The following is an 18,856-nucleotide window of genomic DNA, read 5'->3' as shown; positions in this document are numbered from 1 at the left end:
ACCTCCTAAGGATTCGCTTTCGCCCGCAACAGATTCAACCCCATCCCGATAAAAACAATCCCCGTCAGCTTGTTGAGAATGACAGAGAACTTCTGATTATTACGCAATTTTTGCGTAGCGAAGGAAGCAAACAGGGCGAGGAGACTACACCAGATGCCACCCGTAACGGTAAAAGTGAGGCCGAGAATAAGGAAAGGGAGTGGTCCGGCTTCCGTCGCGCTAACAAATTGCGGGAGGAAGGCGATAAAAAATAGGGCGACCTTTGGATTCGTGACACTCGTCAGGATCGCTTGCAGATAGACCTTTTCACCCTTTAGCTTCTTGGAATCGGCTGCGTCAAAAGCTGGTGATTCCTTCGTCATGAGCATGCGAATGCCCAAATAAACGAGATAGGCGACCCCCAATATTTTGACGATGTTAAAAAGCACGATGGATTGCGCCAAAAGGAGCGACAAGCCGAAAGCAGCCAAGAGCGTGTGAATGAGTGAGCCTGTCAAAATGCCGAGAACCGAAAGAATACCTGCCTGTTTTCCTTGCGAAATGCTGCGGGTGATGATGTACATTGTGTCTGAGCCGGGTATCAGGTTCAACATGATTGCGGTCATCAGAAATGCTTCATAATGAACGATTCCAAACATCTCTTCTCACTCCTCATCTGTCTATAAAACAACAATAAATTATAGAATAATCAGACACCTGGCGCAATGCGAAAAATGAGGAAAAGCTCCTGACGCAGATCAAGGGTGTGTGCCATGATCGCGAGAGGAGCCCCTTATTCAAGCGGACTGATTACGGCGTTGATTCGGTAGCGCGTATCCAGCCTTCTTTTCCATCAAACACAATCTGGTACCAGCCATTCAGATCTGCGATGACTTGGAAGGAACCATCTGCTGCTACCTGACCGATCTTCTCATATTCTTCACCGGGACCTGCAAAAACATCGGTTTTTTGAGTGGCAGGGGAAGGTTGATCCGTCGCTTCTGTCGAGCTGTCAGCAGGGGAAGGCGCTTCTCCTGACCCAGTTCCCTCGGTCGTTTCTTCGGAGCTCTGCTCCAAATCAGCCAGCTTTTCGATGTAAGCCAAGCCATTGCCCTCGAGCTTGAACAAAGCGATTTCGTTTTCCCCTTTCCCCACCGCATTTTTTAGGATCACATGCTCGGAGTCTTCTACGCTGAGTTCATCTGCCTCGACCGAAAAGCGCTTCTCGAGTGACTCTTTTGTCAAATTTGGAGAGAGTGCCGTGTAGGCGTTAGCACGCTCCTTGCCGGAAGCACTTACGATAATCATAGGCTTTTCTTTACTTCCGAGCTTATCGTCGATCTTAGCCTTTGCCGTTTTTAAGTCGACATCCAGTGACTGATCCAGATAGAGGACCGAGTCATTCGGCATTTTCGCTGCGAAGTAAAGACGATGATCTGCCTCAGAGAGTCCGAATGCGTAAAGCTTTGCTCCCCAGCGATCTGTGCCGGAGAGTATGTCGGTGAACGTTCTGTCTGGATATCTCAATTGCAATAAACGTGCTGGATCGTATTCCAACCAGAGTTTATTCAGATCGGACAGGAGTGTAGCCGTATCCTGGAGCGGATTCAACTGTTCGTATAATTCACGCGCTTTGGTGAACTCAAACGACTTGATGTATTGTTCTGCCTGCTTGAGCTTGCCTTCCAGATAGCGGGTGATCGAATCGAGGACAGGTGAATCACTGGAAAGCACATCCTCGATTTTGCGATAGGCGGCTGCCATGTCAACGAAGGCACTCAAATCCTTTGAACGAATGACTTCCTTGATTTCAGCTAGCGCATACTTTTCCAACTGACCCACTAACCAATCTGTCTCGATACCCAGCTTTTCGTAATGGCGTATGCTTGTAGCCGTTTTGGTGATGACTTCTTCAAAAGGAGCAGAAGCGATCAATTTCCGCAGCTTCGTCTTTTCATAGTTTTGGAACAAGGCCGTGAGCTCAGCCTGCTTCTTCTTTTTACCGCCGTAGTATTCATCTGGAACGGCAAGGAGTGTTTCGATGAAAGATTCGTCCTGGTAGGTTTCCTTTTCGAGATTCGATTGTGCCTGAGCCTTCGCTGTTTGCAAGGCATTCAAGTAATAATCGGAAAAGCTCTTATCCATACCCAAGCGTGCGGACAATTGCTGGAAAAACATTGCTGGTACGTCCTTTTGATTCTGGTAATTCTTTTTGACAGCTTGATATTGATCATAGACCGCACCGATTTCTGCGACCTTCTTTTCCAAAATGGCCGCCCGGGATTGCTGTTGAAGCCCCTCCAGCTCAGTGCGGATCGAAGTAAGTTGGAACATGATAGAGTTCCATTCGTCATCCCCGTAGGACAGGACGGCCATATCCTGCGCACGAGAAAAGGTTTCCTCGGCTTGCAGCAGGTTCTTTTGTTCATAAAACGCCTTTGCTTGTTTATACAACGTAATCTGCTTGTACCCGAATCCGAGCTTGAACAGAACAGCGATCAAACCCAAGGCAAAGAGTCCGCGAAAAATATTACGGACCCACAGGGACCTATGATAGGGAGAGATAGGCAACATAAAAGGCTCCTCCTTCACAGTAAGCCTTTGAAATCCGGGTCAAACGCGTAATGCGTATCCACCCTGTTTTTGGTAGAATGATATAGTTGTTCCCAGCCTTCATCCCTATGGGTTTGTACCATTTTTGCCAATCGCAGAAGGCGCTCGCGAGGCAAAAAATCGATGAATTCGATAATCAGATCCTGATACTCGTCCACATAAGACTTCATGCGGAGCGCCGCACCTGCCACTTGACCGATGAGCTGATCCCCATTTTCCAGCAACAATATTTGATTTTTATAACGTCTAACATAAGTAAGCACGGATTTTTTGACGAGTGAAGGCTGGACCTTGATGACCTCGCGCACATATTCCATGAAGTCCTTGTCGTACATAGACGGGATGAGCGTTTCGAGCTCTAGCTCCATGTCTTTGCGCAGGACGTAATGATTGAGGAACATGATTTTGCGTATCTTGATCGTATCGGAATCGACGAAATGCCCGATCTCTCTCGTTTTTTCATAAGCTTCCTTGAGATGTCCTTCTTTGACGTCGTTGCCCACTTCCTCCAAATGACGGAGGAGTGATTTCTTGAGCGTCTCTATTTCCCGTGTTAAAAAGTGTTGGAATTGTACGTCTCTTTCATAGATGCCGTATTTTTTCTGTATCACGAAAAACAAGACGAACAACACACAGCCAATACCACCTGCGAGAGCCAATTGCAAAAGGGTATCCGCAGAAAGGAGAGCTAGACAGACGAACAAGCCCAAGAGCAAAAAGCGCGTCTGCACATAGCGGCGTGTCACCGTATGGGATACCTGGCGGATCGGTGTGTAGGCTCTCCCGCAACTCTCGCAATGCGTTTCCCACAGGACATGGTACGTATGGCATCGCGTGCACGCTTGGATTCTTTCATAAGTATGAGTGGTTTTACGGGTTTTGCGAAAGTGGACGCCGATTCGTTTTCTCATGGTGAATCCCTCTTCTCATTCAGTAAGGCATGAAGATGCTGATCGATTTCGGCGTTGGAGAGATTGCGCCGTTTCAGTCGTAGCAGCTTGAGGAATCGGACCGCTAGCAGCAAAAAAGCCGCAAACAAAAGAAAGTAAGTTAACATAAAATTTCTCCTAACGAAGTTGTCGAAATCTGTAACAAAGAATCATGTCGTATCGTATTACGAGTAAGGGGCAATCATTCTAGTACTTTTTTATCATCTGTCTTCTACTTCTTGAAATAGTGTCATAGTCTTACTTTCTTTGCAACACTTCACAAATTCTTTGTAACGAACAAGAAAAGGAGCTCTTATGCAAATAATACGATTCCGAATGTTATATCGATACGTAGCATGTCTTGCCCTGCTCTTGGTCAGTGTCCTCTCTGTTACTCACCCAGGTTTTGCCCAAACGAGCGGAAACAATATGGACGCTGTCCTGGTCGTGGACGTCAGCAACTCCATGACCCAGAGCGATAAGAACAAAGTCAGCAACGAAGCAATGAAAATGTTCGTCGACATGACGTCGATCCAAGCGAACAAGGTTGGTGTTGTCGCCTATACCGACAAGATCGAGCGGGAAAAAGCACTGCTTGAGATTAATTCCGAAGAAGACAAGAACGATATCAAAGCCTTCATCGACAGCTTGCAAAAAGGAGCCTACACCGATATCGCTGTCGGGGTAACGGAAGCAGTAAAAATCCTTGATGCGGGACGCAATCCAAACAATGCGCCGATCATCGTGCTGCTGGCAGACGGAAACAATTTTTTGAACAAGGCATCAAGCCGTACCCAGGCAAAGTCTGATCAAGAGCTGCAGCAAGCAGTGAAAGAGGCCAAAGACAAAGGCTATCCGGTCTACACGATTGGCTTGAACGCAGACGGTCAGCTTAACCGCACGACACTACAGCAGATTGCTGCGGAGACAAATGGTAAATTTTTTGAAACGAGCACAGCGGACAAGCTCCCGCAAATCTTGAGTGAAATCTTTGCGAATCACCTGAAGCTGAAGGTTGTCCCGGTTAAAAGCTTCGTCGCAAACGGCCAAGCTCAGGAGATTCCGATCCCCATCCCGAATGGCAGCGTCATGGAAGCCAACATCTCGATCATGTCGCAAAAAGCAGTAGAAGTGAAGCTGTATGACCCAGCAGGCAAGGAAGTAAAAATCCCTTCCAACCAGGTCAGACTGTCGAAGTCCAATGCGTACACGATGATCAAGCTGGTCAAGCCACAGCAGGGTGATTGGAAGCTACAGGTAAAAGGTGTCCCGAAGGAAAAAATCGATATTAACCTCATCTTCAACTACGATCTGCAATTGGAGATGGAGCCAGTCACAGCGAAGAGCTACAAGGCTGGCGATGTCGTACCGATCAAGGCTGCACTTGTTTCAAACGGACAGAAGGTAGCGAGTCCTGATCTGTACAAGCAAATGAAGGCGACACTGATCGTCAATGACAAGACGGACAATAAGACAAACGAGGTCATCCTGAACAATACGGGCAGCGGGTTCGAAGGCAGCTTCACAATCCCGGCAGACCATACCTACGAAATAAAAGTCAAGGCAGAAGACACCAGCTTTTACCGGGAGACAAAGCCGCTCCTTGTAGATGCTGCGAAAACGGCAGGCTCTGGAACGAGCAAGCCGAGCACAACCACTGATCCTGCGGCAGAATCGAAACCATTTCCATGGCTGACCGTAGTAGGAGGTATCTTGGTTCTCCTCCTGTTGATCGGTGCTGGATTGTACGCACTGTCGATCTATCGCAAGGCGAATAAGGGCTTCGCGGGCCAAATCGCCATCGAGATCGTGGATGAGGATACAGGCGAAAAGTCCAATCCGCAGTACAAGAAACTGAACGCGTTCAAAGGAAAAGTGAAGCTGCACCAGCTCATGCAGCTCGCCCCTGAGTTTGCGGAGACAGAGAAGGTCATCTTTTTACCAGGGAAAAACGATACGCTGATCATCGAAAACCGTTCGAGCTGCCGGATCGAAAAGGCAGGACGTGTCCTCGATGCAAGCAAAGGCAAAGAGCTGAAGAAAAACGATCGCATCAAAATTTCGTTAACGAATGTGAACAAGTCCTTATATGTAGATTACATCGTCTAGGAGTGAGTCGAATATGAAAGCAGTTGTGAGAGAACACATTCAACAATTGGACGTATCCCTCGGCGGGGGAATCGTCAGTGACAAGATTCGTGTAGATACCATTGATAACCCGATGCTCGTCATCGGTCTAGGCGGTACAGGAATTGATGCGCTTTTGCGCCTGAAATACCAAGTGAACAGACGCTTCAAGCTGCCGGTAGACCAGCTTTCCAAGAAGCGCAAGGAAAAGCCGGACAATATTGAATTCATCGCGTTTGAAACGAATGAGCATGACCGCAACAAAAAGTACAAAGGCATCGGACTCGACCCAGTGACGGAGTTCGTACTCCTGTCCAATCCTGAGATCGGCGGTGTGTTGCAGAATCGCAGCATTCTAGAGCCGTACATCACGGACTGGCTCTCACCAGAGCTGACAATTACGGACGGAATCAGCGGCGCATCCGGTGTACGCCAGGCAGGGCGACTTCTCCTCTTTACGAAAATTACGCAAGTCGTCCAAACCATTGAGAAAAAGGTCAAGATGCTGTGTGAGGGCACGAACAAAAAGCTGACTGTATTCCTCTTGAGTGGTTTGTCCGGGGGAACGGGGAGCGGTTGCTTCCTCGACATCGCCTATATCGTTCGCGGCATTTTGGAGCGCGACTTCGGAAGTGCGGGAGTAGACAAGGTGAATACGCTAGGCTACCTGTTCACGCCTGACGTCAACCTGTCGAACAAGAGTCTCAGCTCGCACACACGTGACTACATCATGAAAAATGGTTATGCGGCTTTAAAAGAGCTGGACTACTGGATGAATGCGGACGAGCGAAACGAGCGTTTCCGCCAGCAATACGGCAACGTGCTCACCGTACAATCGCCGATGCCGCCATTCAACCTGTGCCATTTGATTTCTGCGACCAATCTGGAAGGCAAAGCATTGGAAAACGCCTACGATTACTGCATGAACGTGACCGCGGAGAACATTACGAACTTCATGGCGAGCGAAGAAAAGCGCTCGGGTGAAGAGTTTGCGATCCACGACTATATCAGCAACATCCGTACGAACATCAACCAGATGCCAAAAGCGTACGCAGCCAACTACCAGTACAACGTCATCGGTGCTTCCTCTGCTGTCTTGCCGATCGAAGAGATGACAACGTACCTAGCATATCGCTTGTTTAAAAAGATGGAAAAAATGTTCACGGTAGCACCAACGCAAGAAGATACAGAGAAATTCGCCCGCAAGCTCGGAATCGACATCGACTCGATTTCCCGCAAGTTCGAGGAGCGCGTTCCTGAACCGTTGCCAGGCTATGAAAACAGCGAGCGTTTGAACTACAGCAACGTTATTACCCAACAAGTCGTGAGCATCGACCACGAGCTGGAGCAAGGCTATCTCGCCAAAGCGCGCGAAGCGTACATCAAGTCCAAAAAGCAGATGCCAGGCGACATGATCTCTGTTTTTGGCGAAATGATCACGCGTGTATTCCTGCACCCGCAGCAAGGACCATTCTATGCGTCCCGTTTGATTCATTCGGACAAAGGCTACTGCCTGATGAAAATGATCCTTTCCTACATCGAGAGCCTCAAGGCGAATTTGGAAAGCTTCCCGCCTGAGATCGAGGGTGCGCGCGAAAATGCGAACGAAAAACTGGGTGATGCCCGCAGTGCTTTCATCTCCAAGGAGAAGAAGAAAAACAGCTATATCGAAGCGAAGATCAACGAATACCAGCTCCTGGCTGATCAGGAAAAGCTGGAACAAATGATCGAATTCTACGAAGAGCTGCACCGTTTGTTGAATGCAGAAAACAACCGCATTTATAGCGTATTTACTGAGATTTTGAACGCACTCAATCAAATTTTCGAGCAAAACGGCGACATCCTGATCAACGGTGGAGAAGAGAGCGACCGCACTGGCAACAAAACGTACTACTGGAACATTGTCAGTGTGCCGGATATCTCCAAGGTCGTCAGCAACATCCTGGAGCAAAAAGATGCAGATGACATGATCCGCGATTTCACCAGCGAGCTGCTGCGACACTCCGATCAGTGGGTCAAAGAGCAGGAGCTGGATATCGTCAGCTCGATTTCCGAATTCCTCTCTGAGAAGTTCGGTGAGGTGATCACCAAGTCGATGGAAGAATTCCTCGTGATCAAATACGGCCAGGACGAGACACTCGATCGCATCGTAGAGCGCAAGATTGCGAGCAAGCTGGATGAAGAGGCGATTCCGGTCTTCCATCTGAGCAACAATCTCGGCAATATGCATTTCCCTTCCTGGGGCTTTGTATCCGTGCCACTGAAAGCACCATCGATCTTGAAGGGGATTAAAAACTATCAAAATACAGCGATTAGTGGATCGCGCTTCACCGTCAAAGAAAGCGAAGTCAAAAACCGCATCTTCTGGCTGAATACGAAAAACGGTGTTCCACTGTTCGCTTACACACCGTTGAAGGTCTACGAGGAAAGCTACGAACGTACAATTCTGGACAGAGAGGGTATCGGACGCCACCTCGTTCAAACTGAAAAGAACAACTGGGCGTACCTCCCATCCCCTATTCCGGAAAAATCGTGGGGAGATACGTACCAAAACGGGCGGATCAAAGCGTACAACGCCAAAGTACGCGAACTGTTTGACCGTGCGGTGCGCTACGGGGTCATCCGTGAAAAAGGCAGCGACAGCCAGACCAGCAACCGTTATGAATCCATCGTGACGAAACCGTTCTCGCTTGCCACCTTCCTGGCTAAGCACCAAGCGCAAGGAGACGCGACCAAGCTGAGCCCTGGCGAGATCAAGCGTGCATTGGTTGAGCTCAAAGGCTTCATGAAAGAGGGTCTGGAGCAAGAATTTACGCGTGACGTGTTCGGCAGTATCAATGAAGAGATGGCAAAAGAAAACCTGATTCGCTATCCGGAGCAGATTCGTCTGATCGAACAAGAAGTGCGCAAATACGAAGAAATAGAGGCCAAAATCCAGGAGCTGGAGCAGATCGTAGGTGCTATCAAGGACGAAGAAGAGCTGGTGACCCGATTCATCGAAGCCCTTTACACAGGCACCATCTGCAAGCGCGGTGCGCTGTACGTCTACGACAAGGATGAGGAAGAAGATGCGTGGGAGCCATTCATCAACCTGATGAAGGTCAACAAGCACTTCGAATTCGCTATCTATGAAAAATTCCGCGCATTGGATCACAAGAGCATGGCAACCATCCAGCGCAAGGCTGCAAAGCGCAGTGACGCGATGACTTCCGCAGAGGATACGCAGCAGCTGCTGGCAAAACTCGAAGAAATCGCAACTGCTTTCCAAGAAGCGAAAAACGATCTGGAATACGATCGCGACGAATACGTAAACGGTGAAGAGCTGTTCCAGTTCTACAAAAAGGTTTGGTCAAAAGTAAACGATATGCGCAAGACGCTGCAATAAACAATGAGGATCGTTTGATAACCGAGGAGGAAGCATGAGGGATTTGATAGGAGAGTTCGCGACCCAATACGTTACGGAATTGGAAAGACAACTGGATAGCGGAAACGGACAGCGAAGCATTCAAAACCCCGTGCTCTTCCTTTTTCTCGGGGATAAGAGCGTAGAGGCACTGCAAGCTGTTCGTGCCCACAACGAACGCAGTTGGCAAAATGGTCACGGTGTTCTTTATGTCCATGCGTATCAGGACAAAACGTGGGAGCATCCGCAAGTAATTGGCTGCCGCTTGCCACAGGCAGATGACGACAAGAAAAAGATGCGTACCTCGATCCACGAGCGTTTTTTACTCGATGAAGCTGTCACCATGGAACTGAACAAGGTAATGAAGCTGGCAAGCGTACGTGTAGCCGAAATGGGCAAGTTGTTCACTGCTTTTCAGCAAGTCAATATTGCCGTCGTGGCAAGGGCGGATGACCCTGCCACGATCCTTTTGCCAGAGCTGACACTGCTACTCAAGAGCTACCTCAATGAGCTGTTTAAAAACGTATCCGTCGACCTGTACGTCCTGTTACAGGAAAAGAACAACGGGGAAGCATTCGGGTTCTCGACAGCGCTCTCGATCAGCTTTTTGGAAGAGGTCAATCGTTATCAGCGGAGCGACTACAGCTATCGAGCGAATCTTTTGGTAACAGAGGATCTCGTGAAGCTACCTGTGGAGCATGTGAACGCGCCGTTGTTTTCGCTGGCGTACCTATTGAGTGACAAGACAGAGCATGGCTTGTTTATCGAAGGCGGCATGCAGGAAAATTACGAGCTGATCAGCAAGCTGGTGCTCTTGAACAACAAAAAGGTAGAGCCGGAGTTCCATGAAAGCAATGACGGTTATAACAAGCTGCAATTTATGCGCAGCATCTCGGTTGAACACGGGCAGACCAAGTTCGCGTCTGCTGGCCTATCCAAAGTAAAGCGACCGACTCATGCTATTGCACTGACGGTGCTGTCCGCAGTATTTGACCGCTATTGGGAGCGACTCCAGGACGGCGAGGTTTTGCCGAAAACAAAAGCGAGAGAGAAGCTCGGATTGACTGCGAATGATTTGCAGCGAAAATTGGCTGGCATTCTTCCTGAGGATCACATCTTGGATGAAATGACGGGGCTCATGACCTCTGGCATCAGCTACAGCGAGCTTTGCAATATGAATATGCGCGAAGCAGAGCTGGCTTTGTTTGACGGCAGCAGCCAAGCCTTTTTTGAGGCGAATGTCGTTTCTGGGGCGCGTAAACGTCTGGAGCACATGCTGTCTCAGGAGTCCTTGGCTGATTTGATTCAGAAAGCAGTCATCGAGGATGAACGGCTTGGGCTGTATGCGGCTTACTATCTCACAGCCGAACACGCCAATGGAGCAAACCTGCTGGATGAGCTGCGCACAGGCATTCGCGAGACATCTCGACAAATTGAACAGATGAAAGCCGAGCTGGTCGATCTCTACCAAGAGCGGGTGGATCGGCAGGACATTCGCGTAGGAGGGTTTTTCACACGGGATAAGGAGCGTGTGCGGACCTTCATTCGCCATTTGCTGGACGCTGTTTATGGCAAAAAGCTGGAGTTGCTGGATTGGGAGATGATGCTCTCCATCCTTGTGAGCTATGAGAAACAGGCAGAGCAGATTCACCGGCAGTTAGGTGAGCAAGTCGAGCAGTTGGAAGCTTTGCATAAGCAACTCCGGGAAATCGCCCAGACGAGCGTTCGAGAAGCAACTGATTACTTGGGCAAAAACGTGGACGAATATTACGAATCGGTTGTCCATGAAACGATCCGGTCATTGGAAGCTTCACGCGGCAGTGATTTTTACATGGAACAACGGTATATTGGCAGCGGCGCTCTGCTCAGCGGGAATCGACTCGCCGGACTCGTGGAGAGGCTGTGTCAGTTTTGCCGGAACGAGATTCTCACTCGTGCGCCATTTGCTTTATCTTTTGAGGCGGAGCTGCTGGCTCGTGCCAACGTCGGGGCTGCTTATGATAACCGAACCGTGCTGACGAAGGAGGATTTATTCCTCGATCTGGCATTGGTGCTGGAGGAGCGGGCAGCGGTTCACATCGAAGTGTTCCATTTCTTGCAAAAGCATCGCTATGAGGAGAAGTACTTGTTTGCCGATATTCACAACGACTTCGTCCAGTATGCCCTGCACAAGGATGAGAACACACGAACCTACAAGCTGGGCTGCATCCACGAGGAACAAAAAAGCGGGATAGAAAAAATGAACCTGATGGGTGGATTCGGCATGGAAGAGTTGATGTTTTACCGCAATAACAAGAAATACCATGCTTCCTATGAGGATAGCGGGTTTGTCTTTCGCCGCGTGGGAGGAGATGAGTCGTCATGAGTCAGAGAAGAGTAAGCTTACTCATGCTGGTGTGTAGTCTGGTAGGTGGCGTGATCGGATTTTTGGTCGGGGAAGTCATGCTCGGTAAGCTGTCCGGAGAAATACCGCAATGGTTGTTAATGGGACTTTATTTTGGTCAATATGCTTTTTTCGTAGGATTGATGTGCCTCATTGCGGAAATGATCTCGCCACGACTGAATGGAGTCGGCTGGAAGCAGCGCTATCTGGGCTTTTCCTGGAAAATGCTCGTGCCCAGCACATTTTTGATGGTGGGCGTAGCGGCGCTCTTGCTTCAGCTGCTGTACGGGTCATCGTTTCAACCGGCCAGTGGTGCCAACAATATTGTCATGGTTCTGGATACGTCAGGCAGCATGCAGTCGTCTGACCCGGATAACCAATTGTTCAAAGCAGCAGCGGACATGGTGCAGCGCATGGATAGTGATATGAAAATAGCAGTGGTCACGTTTCACGATCAAACGAATGTGCTGCAACCCCTCACCGAGCTAAGTAGCCAGTCTGTGAAGGATGAGGTTGTGAAGAAGCTACTCCAATTTCCGCGCACGGATGGAGGCACCCGGATCGACTTGGCACTGCAAGCGGGGCTGGACCAGCTGCAAGCCAATCAAATGGCGAACAGTACGGTCGTGCTGATGTCAGACGGCTATAGTGATCTGGATGTCCCTGCCGCCCTTGCGCCCTACAAGCAAAACCAAGTGATTGTCCATACGGTAGGCATGAGCCAAATTGATGCAGACGGAACGGCGCTGCTTCAAAAGATTGCTGCTGAGACTGGCGGTAGCTACTTCAATGTTGAACACGCTGACCAAATGACAGGAATCTTTGGTCAGATTTACGATATGAGCCGAACAGACCGCAATATTGTTTCCGAGCGGACTGGAGCGACAGAAGATAGCGTGTTTTACGCCATTACCCGTGTAGTCAGTGTTCTAATCCTCGGTGCTTTGCTCGGCTTGGGGCTGGGTCTGATTTTTGACAATCGCCATCTGGCCAAAAGCTTCACGATTGGCGGGGCGGTATCAGGACTGTTAGCTGGACTCGTTTTGGAAATGGGTCTGTCGTCGATCGACTTGCTCGATATGGTGGTACGTTTGCTGGCGTGCTCCTTGCTCGCCGTCATCCTGACATTGTTCACTCTCTTTGTGCCAGCTTCTACGAGTGGCGGATCGTCTTTTGCAAAGCGCAGACTGAACAACAGACAAAACCCTCGCGCGTTGGACGGCGGGAACCAAAGCAGCAAGCGGTTTGAGTAAAGGGAGCATGATGAATCATGATTAATCGGGAGGAAACAACAGAAATCTTCATCAAGGACGTCACCTGCCAGCATCAAGGGAGCGAATACGTGCTCAATTGGCATTGGGCGCAGGATATTCCGTGCGTGTACGTACACAAGTCGCAGTTTGGCGCCCCTTTTGACATAAGCGAGCTGGATGATCGTCAGTTCAAGCTGTATACCCGAGAGGAATACAAAGTCCACAAAGGGCTACGGGAAAAAACAGACGGCATCGGCAGGTACACATACCGCATCTTTCCTTGCCGATTGGAAAATGGCAAGCCACTACTGCTCATGCCAGACGGGGATGCCCATGTGATCCACGTCAGCACAGGAAAGGCCAAAATCTACTACTCGTTCAAACGGGGCGGAAGCTGGTTCAGCAAATATCAATCGTTGCAGATTCGCATTTTTTCAGAGATTCCGATCGCGCGGGACGTACTCTGCTACGTAAAAAAAGAAGGCTCTCCTCCCGCCCACAAGGATGACGGTACCCGATACAATTTCATTCGTGATCTTGAGCCCGGTGTCAATCTGATGCCGGAGATCGAGGTCAGGAAAAAAGACGTCGTCCGCCTGTTTTTTACGGACGGGAAAAAATACGGAGAAATGTACGAACTGATTCCTGAATAGGAGGGGATGCGCCATGCTGTCGTTTTTGAAAAACATGTTTGAGAAGAAGCCGCAGGTCAAGGAACGGCTTCCTTTTTACGATATTGTCTGCCCTTATTGCTTCGCCAAATACGGACCGGACCAAGTTGTCTTTCGTGCCACGCATCATCGCCAGGACGACGAAGACTACGCGTTGCAGGAGGATGAGATTCTCAATGCGTATCGGGATAAATTCGGACTGGATGCTATCGACGAGCTGGAAGCGGTGATCGATCCGGAATCCATCCCGTCGGAAAACCATTTGTACGTCGATAACGTCCTTGCAGGCGTGACTGACCGGTATGGCATGGTTTCCAAGCGCAGACTGTGCCCGAAATGCCACAACGAGCTACCGATTACGGCAGGGAAAGCGCCGAGTAACATTATTTCGATTGTCGGGGCGTCTCAGGTCGGTAAGTCCGTATACATGACCTCACTGATCCATACCTTGCAAAACACGACAGCGAATCACTTTGATGCCGCGTGTATGCCGCTCAATGCGCAGATTAGCCGCAAGTTTCGAGAGAACTATGAGGCACCCTTGTTTGAGCGCGGACAGTTGCTTGATTCCACGCAAAAAGAAAAGCGTCAGGAGCCATTCATCTTCCAATTCATTTTCAAGGATAGCGACAAGGCACCATTGATCCTGGTGTTTTTCGACGTAGCAGGCGAGGGAATGGTCGACCGCGAGTATTTGGAGCTGTATGCGTCGCATGTGAAAAATTCGTCCGGCATCCTGTTTCTGATCGATCCGCTGCAAATCAAGACCATTCGCGATCGGGTCATGCTGCAAGCTGGGGATGAGCCAGGGGAATTCACGGCAAGGTACGACGAGCCGCGTGAGGTTGTCATTACGCTGTTTGAGAACTTCATCGGCTATCAGGAGCAGAGCAAGACCCATATTCCAACTGCTGTCGTGTTGACGAAGAGCGACATGCTGCATCTGATCAAAGAAGACGATGGTGAATACATCAAGTCCAACAGCAATGTTTTCCGCAATTTTGTCCATGAACAATATTTAAATACGGCTGAATTTGAGAACATCGATGGAGAAATCCGCCGATTCATTGAAAAGGTAGATAGACCGTTTAAAGACGCGTTGGATGTTTACTTTACGAATACGGCCTATTTCGCTGTATCTGCGCTGGGGAGCAATCCAGTCAATCAAAGGGTAAGTGGTGTCGTGACGCCGATTCGCGTCGACGAACCGTTTATTTGGTTGATGCACCAGCTTGATTACATCGAGGGGAGGGAGCGGTAGTGAGCAACCGTCAGCCCATTTTGCAGCAGTACTACACCCGCGGGCGACAAGGGGTTTTCCGTTCGAACGAAGGATACGATACTGTCGCCAAAACGCCAGGGCTGGATAACCAATTCATCAAGAAGACGCTCCATCCGTTTTGCGTGTACGATGCGCCGCGACAGCTTCAAGAGCGGGCGGAAAGCAATCTGTCTCTCTTTCCGGAGGCGCTTGTTAGCTTCCAAGCCGAATCAGGAGAGATGGTTCTCGGTAGAAGTGTATTTGTCGGAGCGGACTTTACTGGGCAGCGCAATACATTTTTCAGCCACAACTATGTCATTCCGGTAGAGCGTCGAGATGAGTTTATCAAGAATCCGAGCAAGATCTTCGGAGTCCGTACTTTTGCAGATCGTCACGACGATGCAGCGGGCAAGGAGCTTCCAACCGTCGATGACATCCCTTCAGAAAAAGGCTTGTCGCAAGACCGAAAGCAGCTACTTGGACAGTTGGGCGTCGATGAGCGTTTATTCAAACAGCTCCTCTTTGCGGTGATGTCCTCGCTCGCAGCGAAAAAGAAGGTGTTCATCAGCCTGGATGTGGATATTAGTGTCTCATCCAAGAGTGCTGCTCACTTGTTGGAGATTTTGTACAGTTGTCTGCCTTATGAGATGCGCAGACATTTTGGTTTTCTCACTTTTAGCAATGAGCCGCAGAGCAAGAAGCATATCCACGTCACGTTCGTAGAAAAAGGAAGCATACGCCCAGGCGGGGGGCACAGCGACAAAGACTTTTTGTTCGACTTCTCCCTTGGTCGCGTTCAAAACGTCGATTTGCAGGACGGAGGACACGAATACCTCGACTTTGCCTGGGAGTATGTCAATGAGCCACGGCTTCTGGATGCCTTCCACGATTTTTGTGAGGATGTGCTGGCTGGAGCAGACCATGCACTAGCCTTGAACCTTCGCACGTACTATGAGCTGTGCGCACTGTATTTAATTGAAAAGGGACGAACGTCCGTGTATGAGAGCAAGCGGGCGGGCGTTTGGCAGGCGTTGAACAGCTATTTGGGGCACAGTAGCTTGACCCGCAAGAAACGGCTGATCGAGCTTCAGGAAATGCTGATGCGGATTGAAATAGAGGCGCTTTCGTCCAAACGGCTGCCCGACGGCGAGACGATTAAGCAAATAATTGAATCCTACCGGGTCACCAAGCAGGAACGCCTGCAAATGGATTTGATCCGCTTCCTGATGGACGTGTTGATGAAGGCCAAGACCGCAAGACAGAGTAGCTACGTGGCAGAGGTGTACAAGCATTTGTCCAGCAACCGGGAGCTGTTTGGCTTCATGATGCGGACGATTTTCGGCTATCCGCAGTTGGTGAAGCCGCTTTTTGAGGATTATATGATTGAGCGGGTATCCGCCGTGACCAGCTTGGACCAGATGCTAAAGGAAATCCGGTTTTGGTCAGAAACAGAACCGCAAGCGATACGCAATGCCGTCTTTATTGCTACGACAACAGAAAAAGTTTTGCGTCTCTTTGCACGGGAACGTCAAAAGTTAGCTGCCGCCATTACCATCCACCAGTTCTTTGAAAACATCGATGGGGCACGCGGCTATGCAGATGAGCTGTTGGACGAGCTGGACAAGTCCTTGATGAAGCTCGTCGCACTAGACACGCTATCCAAGGATGATTTCCAGGTTCTCATCGCCCTCTTAGAGGAGAAGCCACAGAGCTTTTTCGGAACGCTGGATATGGAGAGTCGCCACAAGCAAGAAATGCTCATGAATCTGGCGAAGCTGCATGAAGAGAGAAGCACGCAACATCCGGCAGAGTTTTTCCGAAAATGGGATCGGGAAGCGATTTCTGTGCAACAAAGAATGATCCAGAATATGTTGAGTAAACCGCTCCATGCAGACGAGTTCCCACAGGTCCCACTGGTCTTTTACAGGGAAGATCATTTTGGTCAGGAAGGATTCCAGTTTGCAGAATTGCTAGGATATGTTCAGCAAAATGGTGGGGAAGCCGTTACATTGTCTTTTATCCAATGGACGATGAGCCAGCGGATGTTTTTCGAAGGGAAGTATTTGCTGCCTGCATACAGACAAGCATTGAAGGTCTTTTTCCTTGAAGAGAAAGGCAAGAGATTGCGGGATAAAGAATGGCGAAAACGGTGGTATGCGATCCGAAATGCTGATTTCCGCAAGCTTTTGGACGAGGTGCGCAGCGAAACAGCCAATCCGCTCGTGAAGCTGTTTCGGCACAAAGCTACGGTGATATCCAGCGCAGTTGTCTTGCTAGGTGCCGGAGCGTGGGGAGGCTATATGGTTTGGGGAGGTACGAGTACGCACGTACAGCCACCTGAAACACAGCCAGAACCGACTCGCCCACCGGCTGTGTTCGTGCCGGTTTATCGGTTGATGGTGGACGAGCCTGACATCCAACCTGTCCATGGTGTTATTAGGGAGCGAAGCCAAGATGCATCTACGGGTGGACCGCCTGTTAAGACAACGACACCCTAAGATAATAGAAGGCCAACGCGGTCTGCTCGGGTAGGAGCGACCGCGTATTTTGGGGGTCTTTTTTGTACAAGAAGACGCCTAGATCATGTATTGACAAATATTTTTATTTGTGATATAATAAAATATTTTACTGTTGAAAAAACTCCTCACTCCGTGATAAAAAGTAGTTGTGCGATAAAAAGGTGTGAGGAGGAATAGGGTATGAAAGCGAACACAGGTGTGAAAATGATTCCGCTACAAGGAGAGGCATTTGGCAAGCCGATGGTGATCTACCCCACCTTGCTTTGGGATGAGGACCGAGCGGTATTGGTAGATACAGGAATGCCGGGTTCATGGGAGATCATTCGTCAGGAAATGAGCCGCGCTGGCATACCACCTGAGCGTTTACAGGCTATCATTTTGACACATCAGGACCTTGATCATATCGGCAGTCTTCCAGAAATCGTTCGTGAGCTTGGCGGACAGGTTGAAATATACGCTCACGAGCTGGATCAGCCGTACATCGAAGGCACACGCCCACTCCTCAAAGCAGACCCCAAAAACATGGCTCCTTTACTTGCGATGTTGCCTGAAAAGGAGCGCGAGTACTTGCAATGGCTTTGCGAAAATCCGCCCAAGGCAATGGTGCACAAGACACTGGCAGACGCAGAGATTCTGCCGTATTGTGGGGGAATCCGCATCATTCATACTCCCGGACATACGCCGGGGCATATCAGCTTATATGTACAAGATAGCAAGACCTTAATAGCAGGCGATGCTATGGTGTACATGAACGAAGCACTGCGAGGACCAATTCCGCAAAACACTCTCGATATGGAAATGGCAGTAAACTCATTAAAAAAGTTTGAGAACTTGGAAATTACTAGCATCATTTGTTATCATGGAGGCATGTGCCAAAACAACGTGCAAGAGCAGCTCTATGCTCTGCTACGGTGAAGTAGTTACCTGATCCTGCAATAGATGGATATAAGAAGCGTGGAGGACACCAGAGCTGGAGTAATCCCTATGGTGTCTTTTCTCATTTTATCCCTGTAACGTCTTTTGCGCTGTTTGCTCGACCTTGGAATGGGAGACTGGTGCTTCTGGAGAGGTTTTGTAGTACTTTTCCAGCGACTTATCAGAGCCTGTCCAACGAGCCAATGCAGCGAGCACAGCAAACATGCCTTTTTGCAGGAAGCGCGGAATGATCGGGAGGTAAAACCCCCCCATCTGAAAGATCGTTCCCAAGAGGAGAATATTTTTCGGGATATTTTGCTTGATAAACGGCAAATAAAAGCTGCGCCCGTCTGTGTCGAGCCCGTATCCACAGCGGACAAATGCTTCAAAAGTACCTGCCGGACGGATTTCGACATGGAAGCTGACGAATTCGTTAGAGGGATTGTGGAACCCATGAACCTTGTCCGTCGGTATGTTTAGCTTCTCTCCCGGCTTCAGGATTACTTTTTTTCCATCGATGGTTACCTCTAAATTTCCAATTACACCTTCAAAGGTTTCGACAAGTTTTGTATGATAGTGTAGAAAAATCCCATTATCCGGTGGGAGATCGGTACGAAATAACAAATATTCGCCATTCGTTTCTTCCGTTGTCTTTAAAAAGGTGACCACTTCGTTATTGTGCGGGTTGCTTACACTGCGACTTAGATTTGACAAAACTATACCTCCTTGAAAAATAGTAAAAAGAGATTATATTAAGACAGAATATAGATTAAATATAGATTATTTGTTCCGGGTCAACAATT

At 49.2% G+C, this 18,856-nt stretch carries 13 protein-coding genes; 8 read left to right on the top strand and 5 right to left on the bottom strand.

The genetic code is table 11. The features are described from left to right. Positions 1–5: 5 nt before the first annotated feature. The 4 genes from HP570_RS16285 to HP570_RS16270 form a co-directional block, all read right to left on the bottom strand. On the bottom strand, positions 6–638 hold the full coding sequence (locus HP570_RS16285; protein ID WP_015893881.1) for a LysE family translocator: 633 nt from the start codon (positions 636–638) through the stop codon (positions 6–8). 151 nt (positions 639–789) lie between these two features. Next, on the bottom strand, positions 790–2,553 hold the full coding sequence (locus HP570_RS16280) for an SH3 domain-containing protein (RefSeq protein WP_173626386.1): 1,764 nt from the start codon (positions 2,551–2,553) through the stop codon (positions 790–792). Between the two features lie 14 nt (positions 2,554–2,567). Next, a complete protein-coding gene (locus tag HP570_RS16275; RefSeq protein WP_173626385.1) occupies positions 2,568–3,503 on the bottom strand; it encodes a hypothetical protein in 936 nt (311 codons plus the stop codon). After that, positions 3,500–3,649: a hypothetical protein gene (locus HP570_RS16270; RefSeq protein ID WP_007724683.1), complete on the bottom strand. Its 150-nt coding sequence runs from the start codon at positions 3,647–3,649 to the stop codon at positions 3,500–3,502. The genes HP570_RS16275 and HP570_RS16270 overlap by 4 nt, the downstream gene beginning before the upstream one ends. 187 nt (positions 3,650–3,836) lie before the next feature. Between HP570_RS16270 and HP570_RS16265 the strand changes: the two genes are divergently transcribed. The 8 genes from HP570_RS16265 to HP570_RS16230 all read left to right on the top strand — a co-directional run bounded on the left by HP570_RS16265 (position 3,837) and on the right by HP570_RS16230 (position 18,053). Further along, positions 3,837–5,630: a vWA domain-containing protein gene (locus HP570_RS16265; RefSeq protein ID WP_015893878.1), complete on the top strand. Its 1,794-nt coding sequence runs from the start codon at positions 3,837–3,839 to the stop codon at positions 5,628–5,630. Between the two features lie 13 nt (positions 5,631–5,643). Further along, positions 5,644–9,033 (top strand): tubulin-like doman-containing protein, encoded by a 3,390-nt coding sequence (locus tag HP570_RS16260; protein ID WP_173626384.1) that lies wholly within the window; start codon positions 5,644–5,646, stop codon positions 9,031–9,033. Positions 9,034–9,067: 34 nt separating this feature from the next. Beyond that, on the top strand, positions 9,068–11,416 hold the full coding sequence (locus HP570_RS16255; protein ID WP_173626383.1) for a hypothetical protein: 2,349 nt from the start codon (positions 9,068–9,070) through the stop codon (positions 11,414–11,416). Beyond that, the gene (locus tag HP570_RS16250; protein WP_173626382.1) at positions 11,413–12,687 is read left to right on the top strand and encodes a vWA domain-containing protein; all 1,275 of its coding nucleotides are present in this window, start codon (positions 11,413–11,415) and stop codon (positions 12,685–12,687) included. The genes HP570_RS16255 and HP570_RS16250 overlap by 4 nt, the downstream gene beginning before the upstream one ends. Before the next feature lie 17 nt (positions 12,688–12,704). Beyond that, complete coding sequence (locus HP570_RS16245) at positions 12,705–13,340, top strand: beta-mannanase (RefSeq protein WP_173626381.1); 636 nt, start codon at positions 12,705–12,707, stop codon at positions 13,338–13,340. A 13-nt stretch (positions 13,341–13,353) separates the two neighbouring features. Next, entirely contained in the window at positions 13,354–14,619 is a 1,266-nt protein-coding gene (locus HP570_RS16240; RefSeq protein ID WP_015893873.1) for a TRAFAC clade GTPase domain-containing protein, read from the top strand. Next, positions 14,619–17,117, top strand: coding sequence for a GAP1-N2 domain-containing protein (locus tag HP570_RS16235; RefSeq protein WP_173626380.1), 2,499 nt, complete (start codon positions 14,619–14,621; stop codon positions 17,115–17,117). Before HP570_RS16240 ends, HP570_RS16235 begins: the two co-directional genes overlap by 1 nt. Positions 17,118–17,318: 201 nt before the next feature. Further along, a complete protein-coding gene (locus tag HP570_RS16230; protein ID WP_173626379.1) occupies positions 17,319–18,053 on the top strand; it encodes an MBL fold metallo-hydrolase in 735 nt (244 codons plus the stop codon). Positions 18,054–18,140: 87 nt separating this feature from the next. Here the strand turns inward: HP570_RS16230 and HP570_RS16225 are convergent, their stop codons facing one another. Next, positions 18,141–18,767 (bottom strand): cupin domain-containing protein, encoded by a 627-nt coding sequence (locus HP570_RS16225; RefSeq protein WP_173626378.1) that lies wholly within the window; start codon positions 18,765–18,767, stop codon positions 18,141–18,143. Positions 18,768–18,856: the final 89 nt, after the last annotated feature.

This window comes from Brevibacillus sp. RS1.1 (assembly GCF_013284365.1).
In the GTDB taxonomy this organism is placed as follows: domain Bacteria; phylum Bacillota; class Bacilli; order Brevibacillales; family Brevibacillaceae; genus Brevibacillus; species Brevibacillus brevis_D.
The sequence above is the reverse complement of the archived record's forward strand: the minus strand, read 5'-3'. Positions and strand labels throughout refer to the sequence as shown.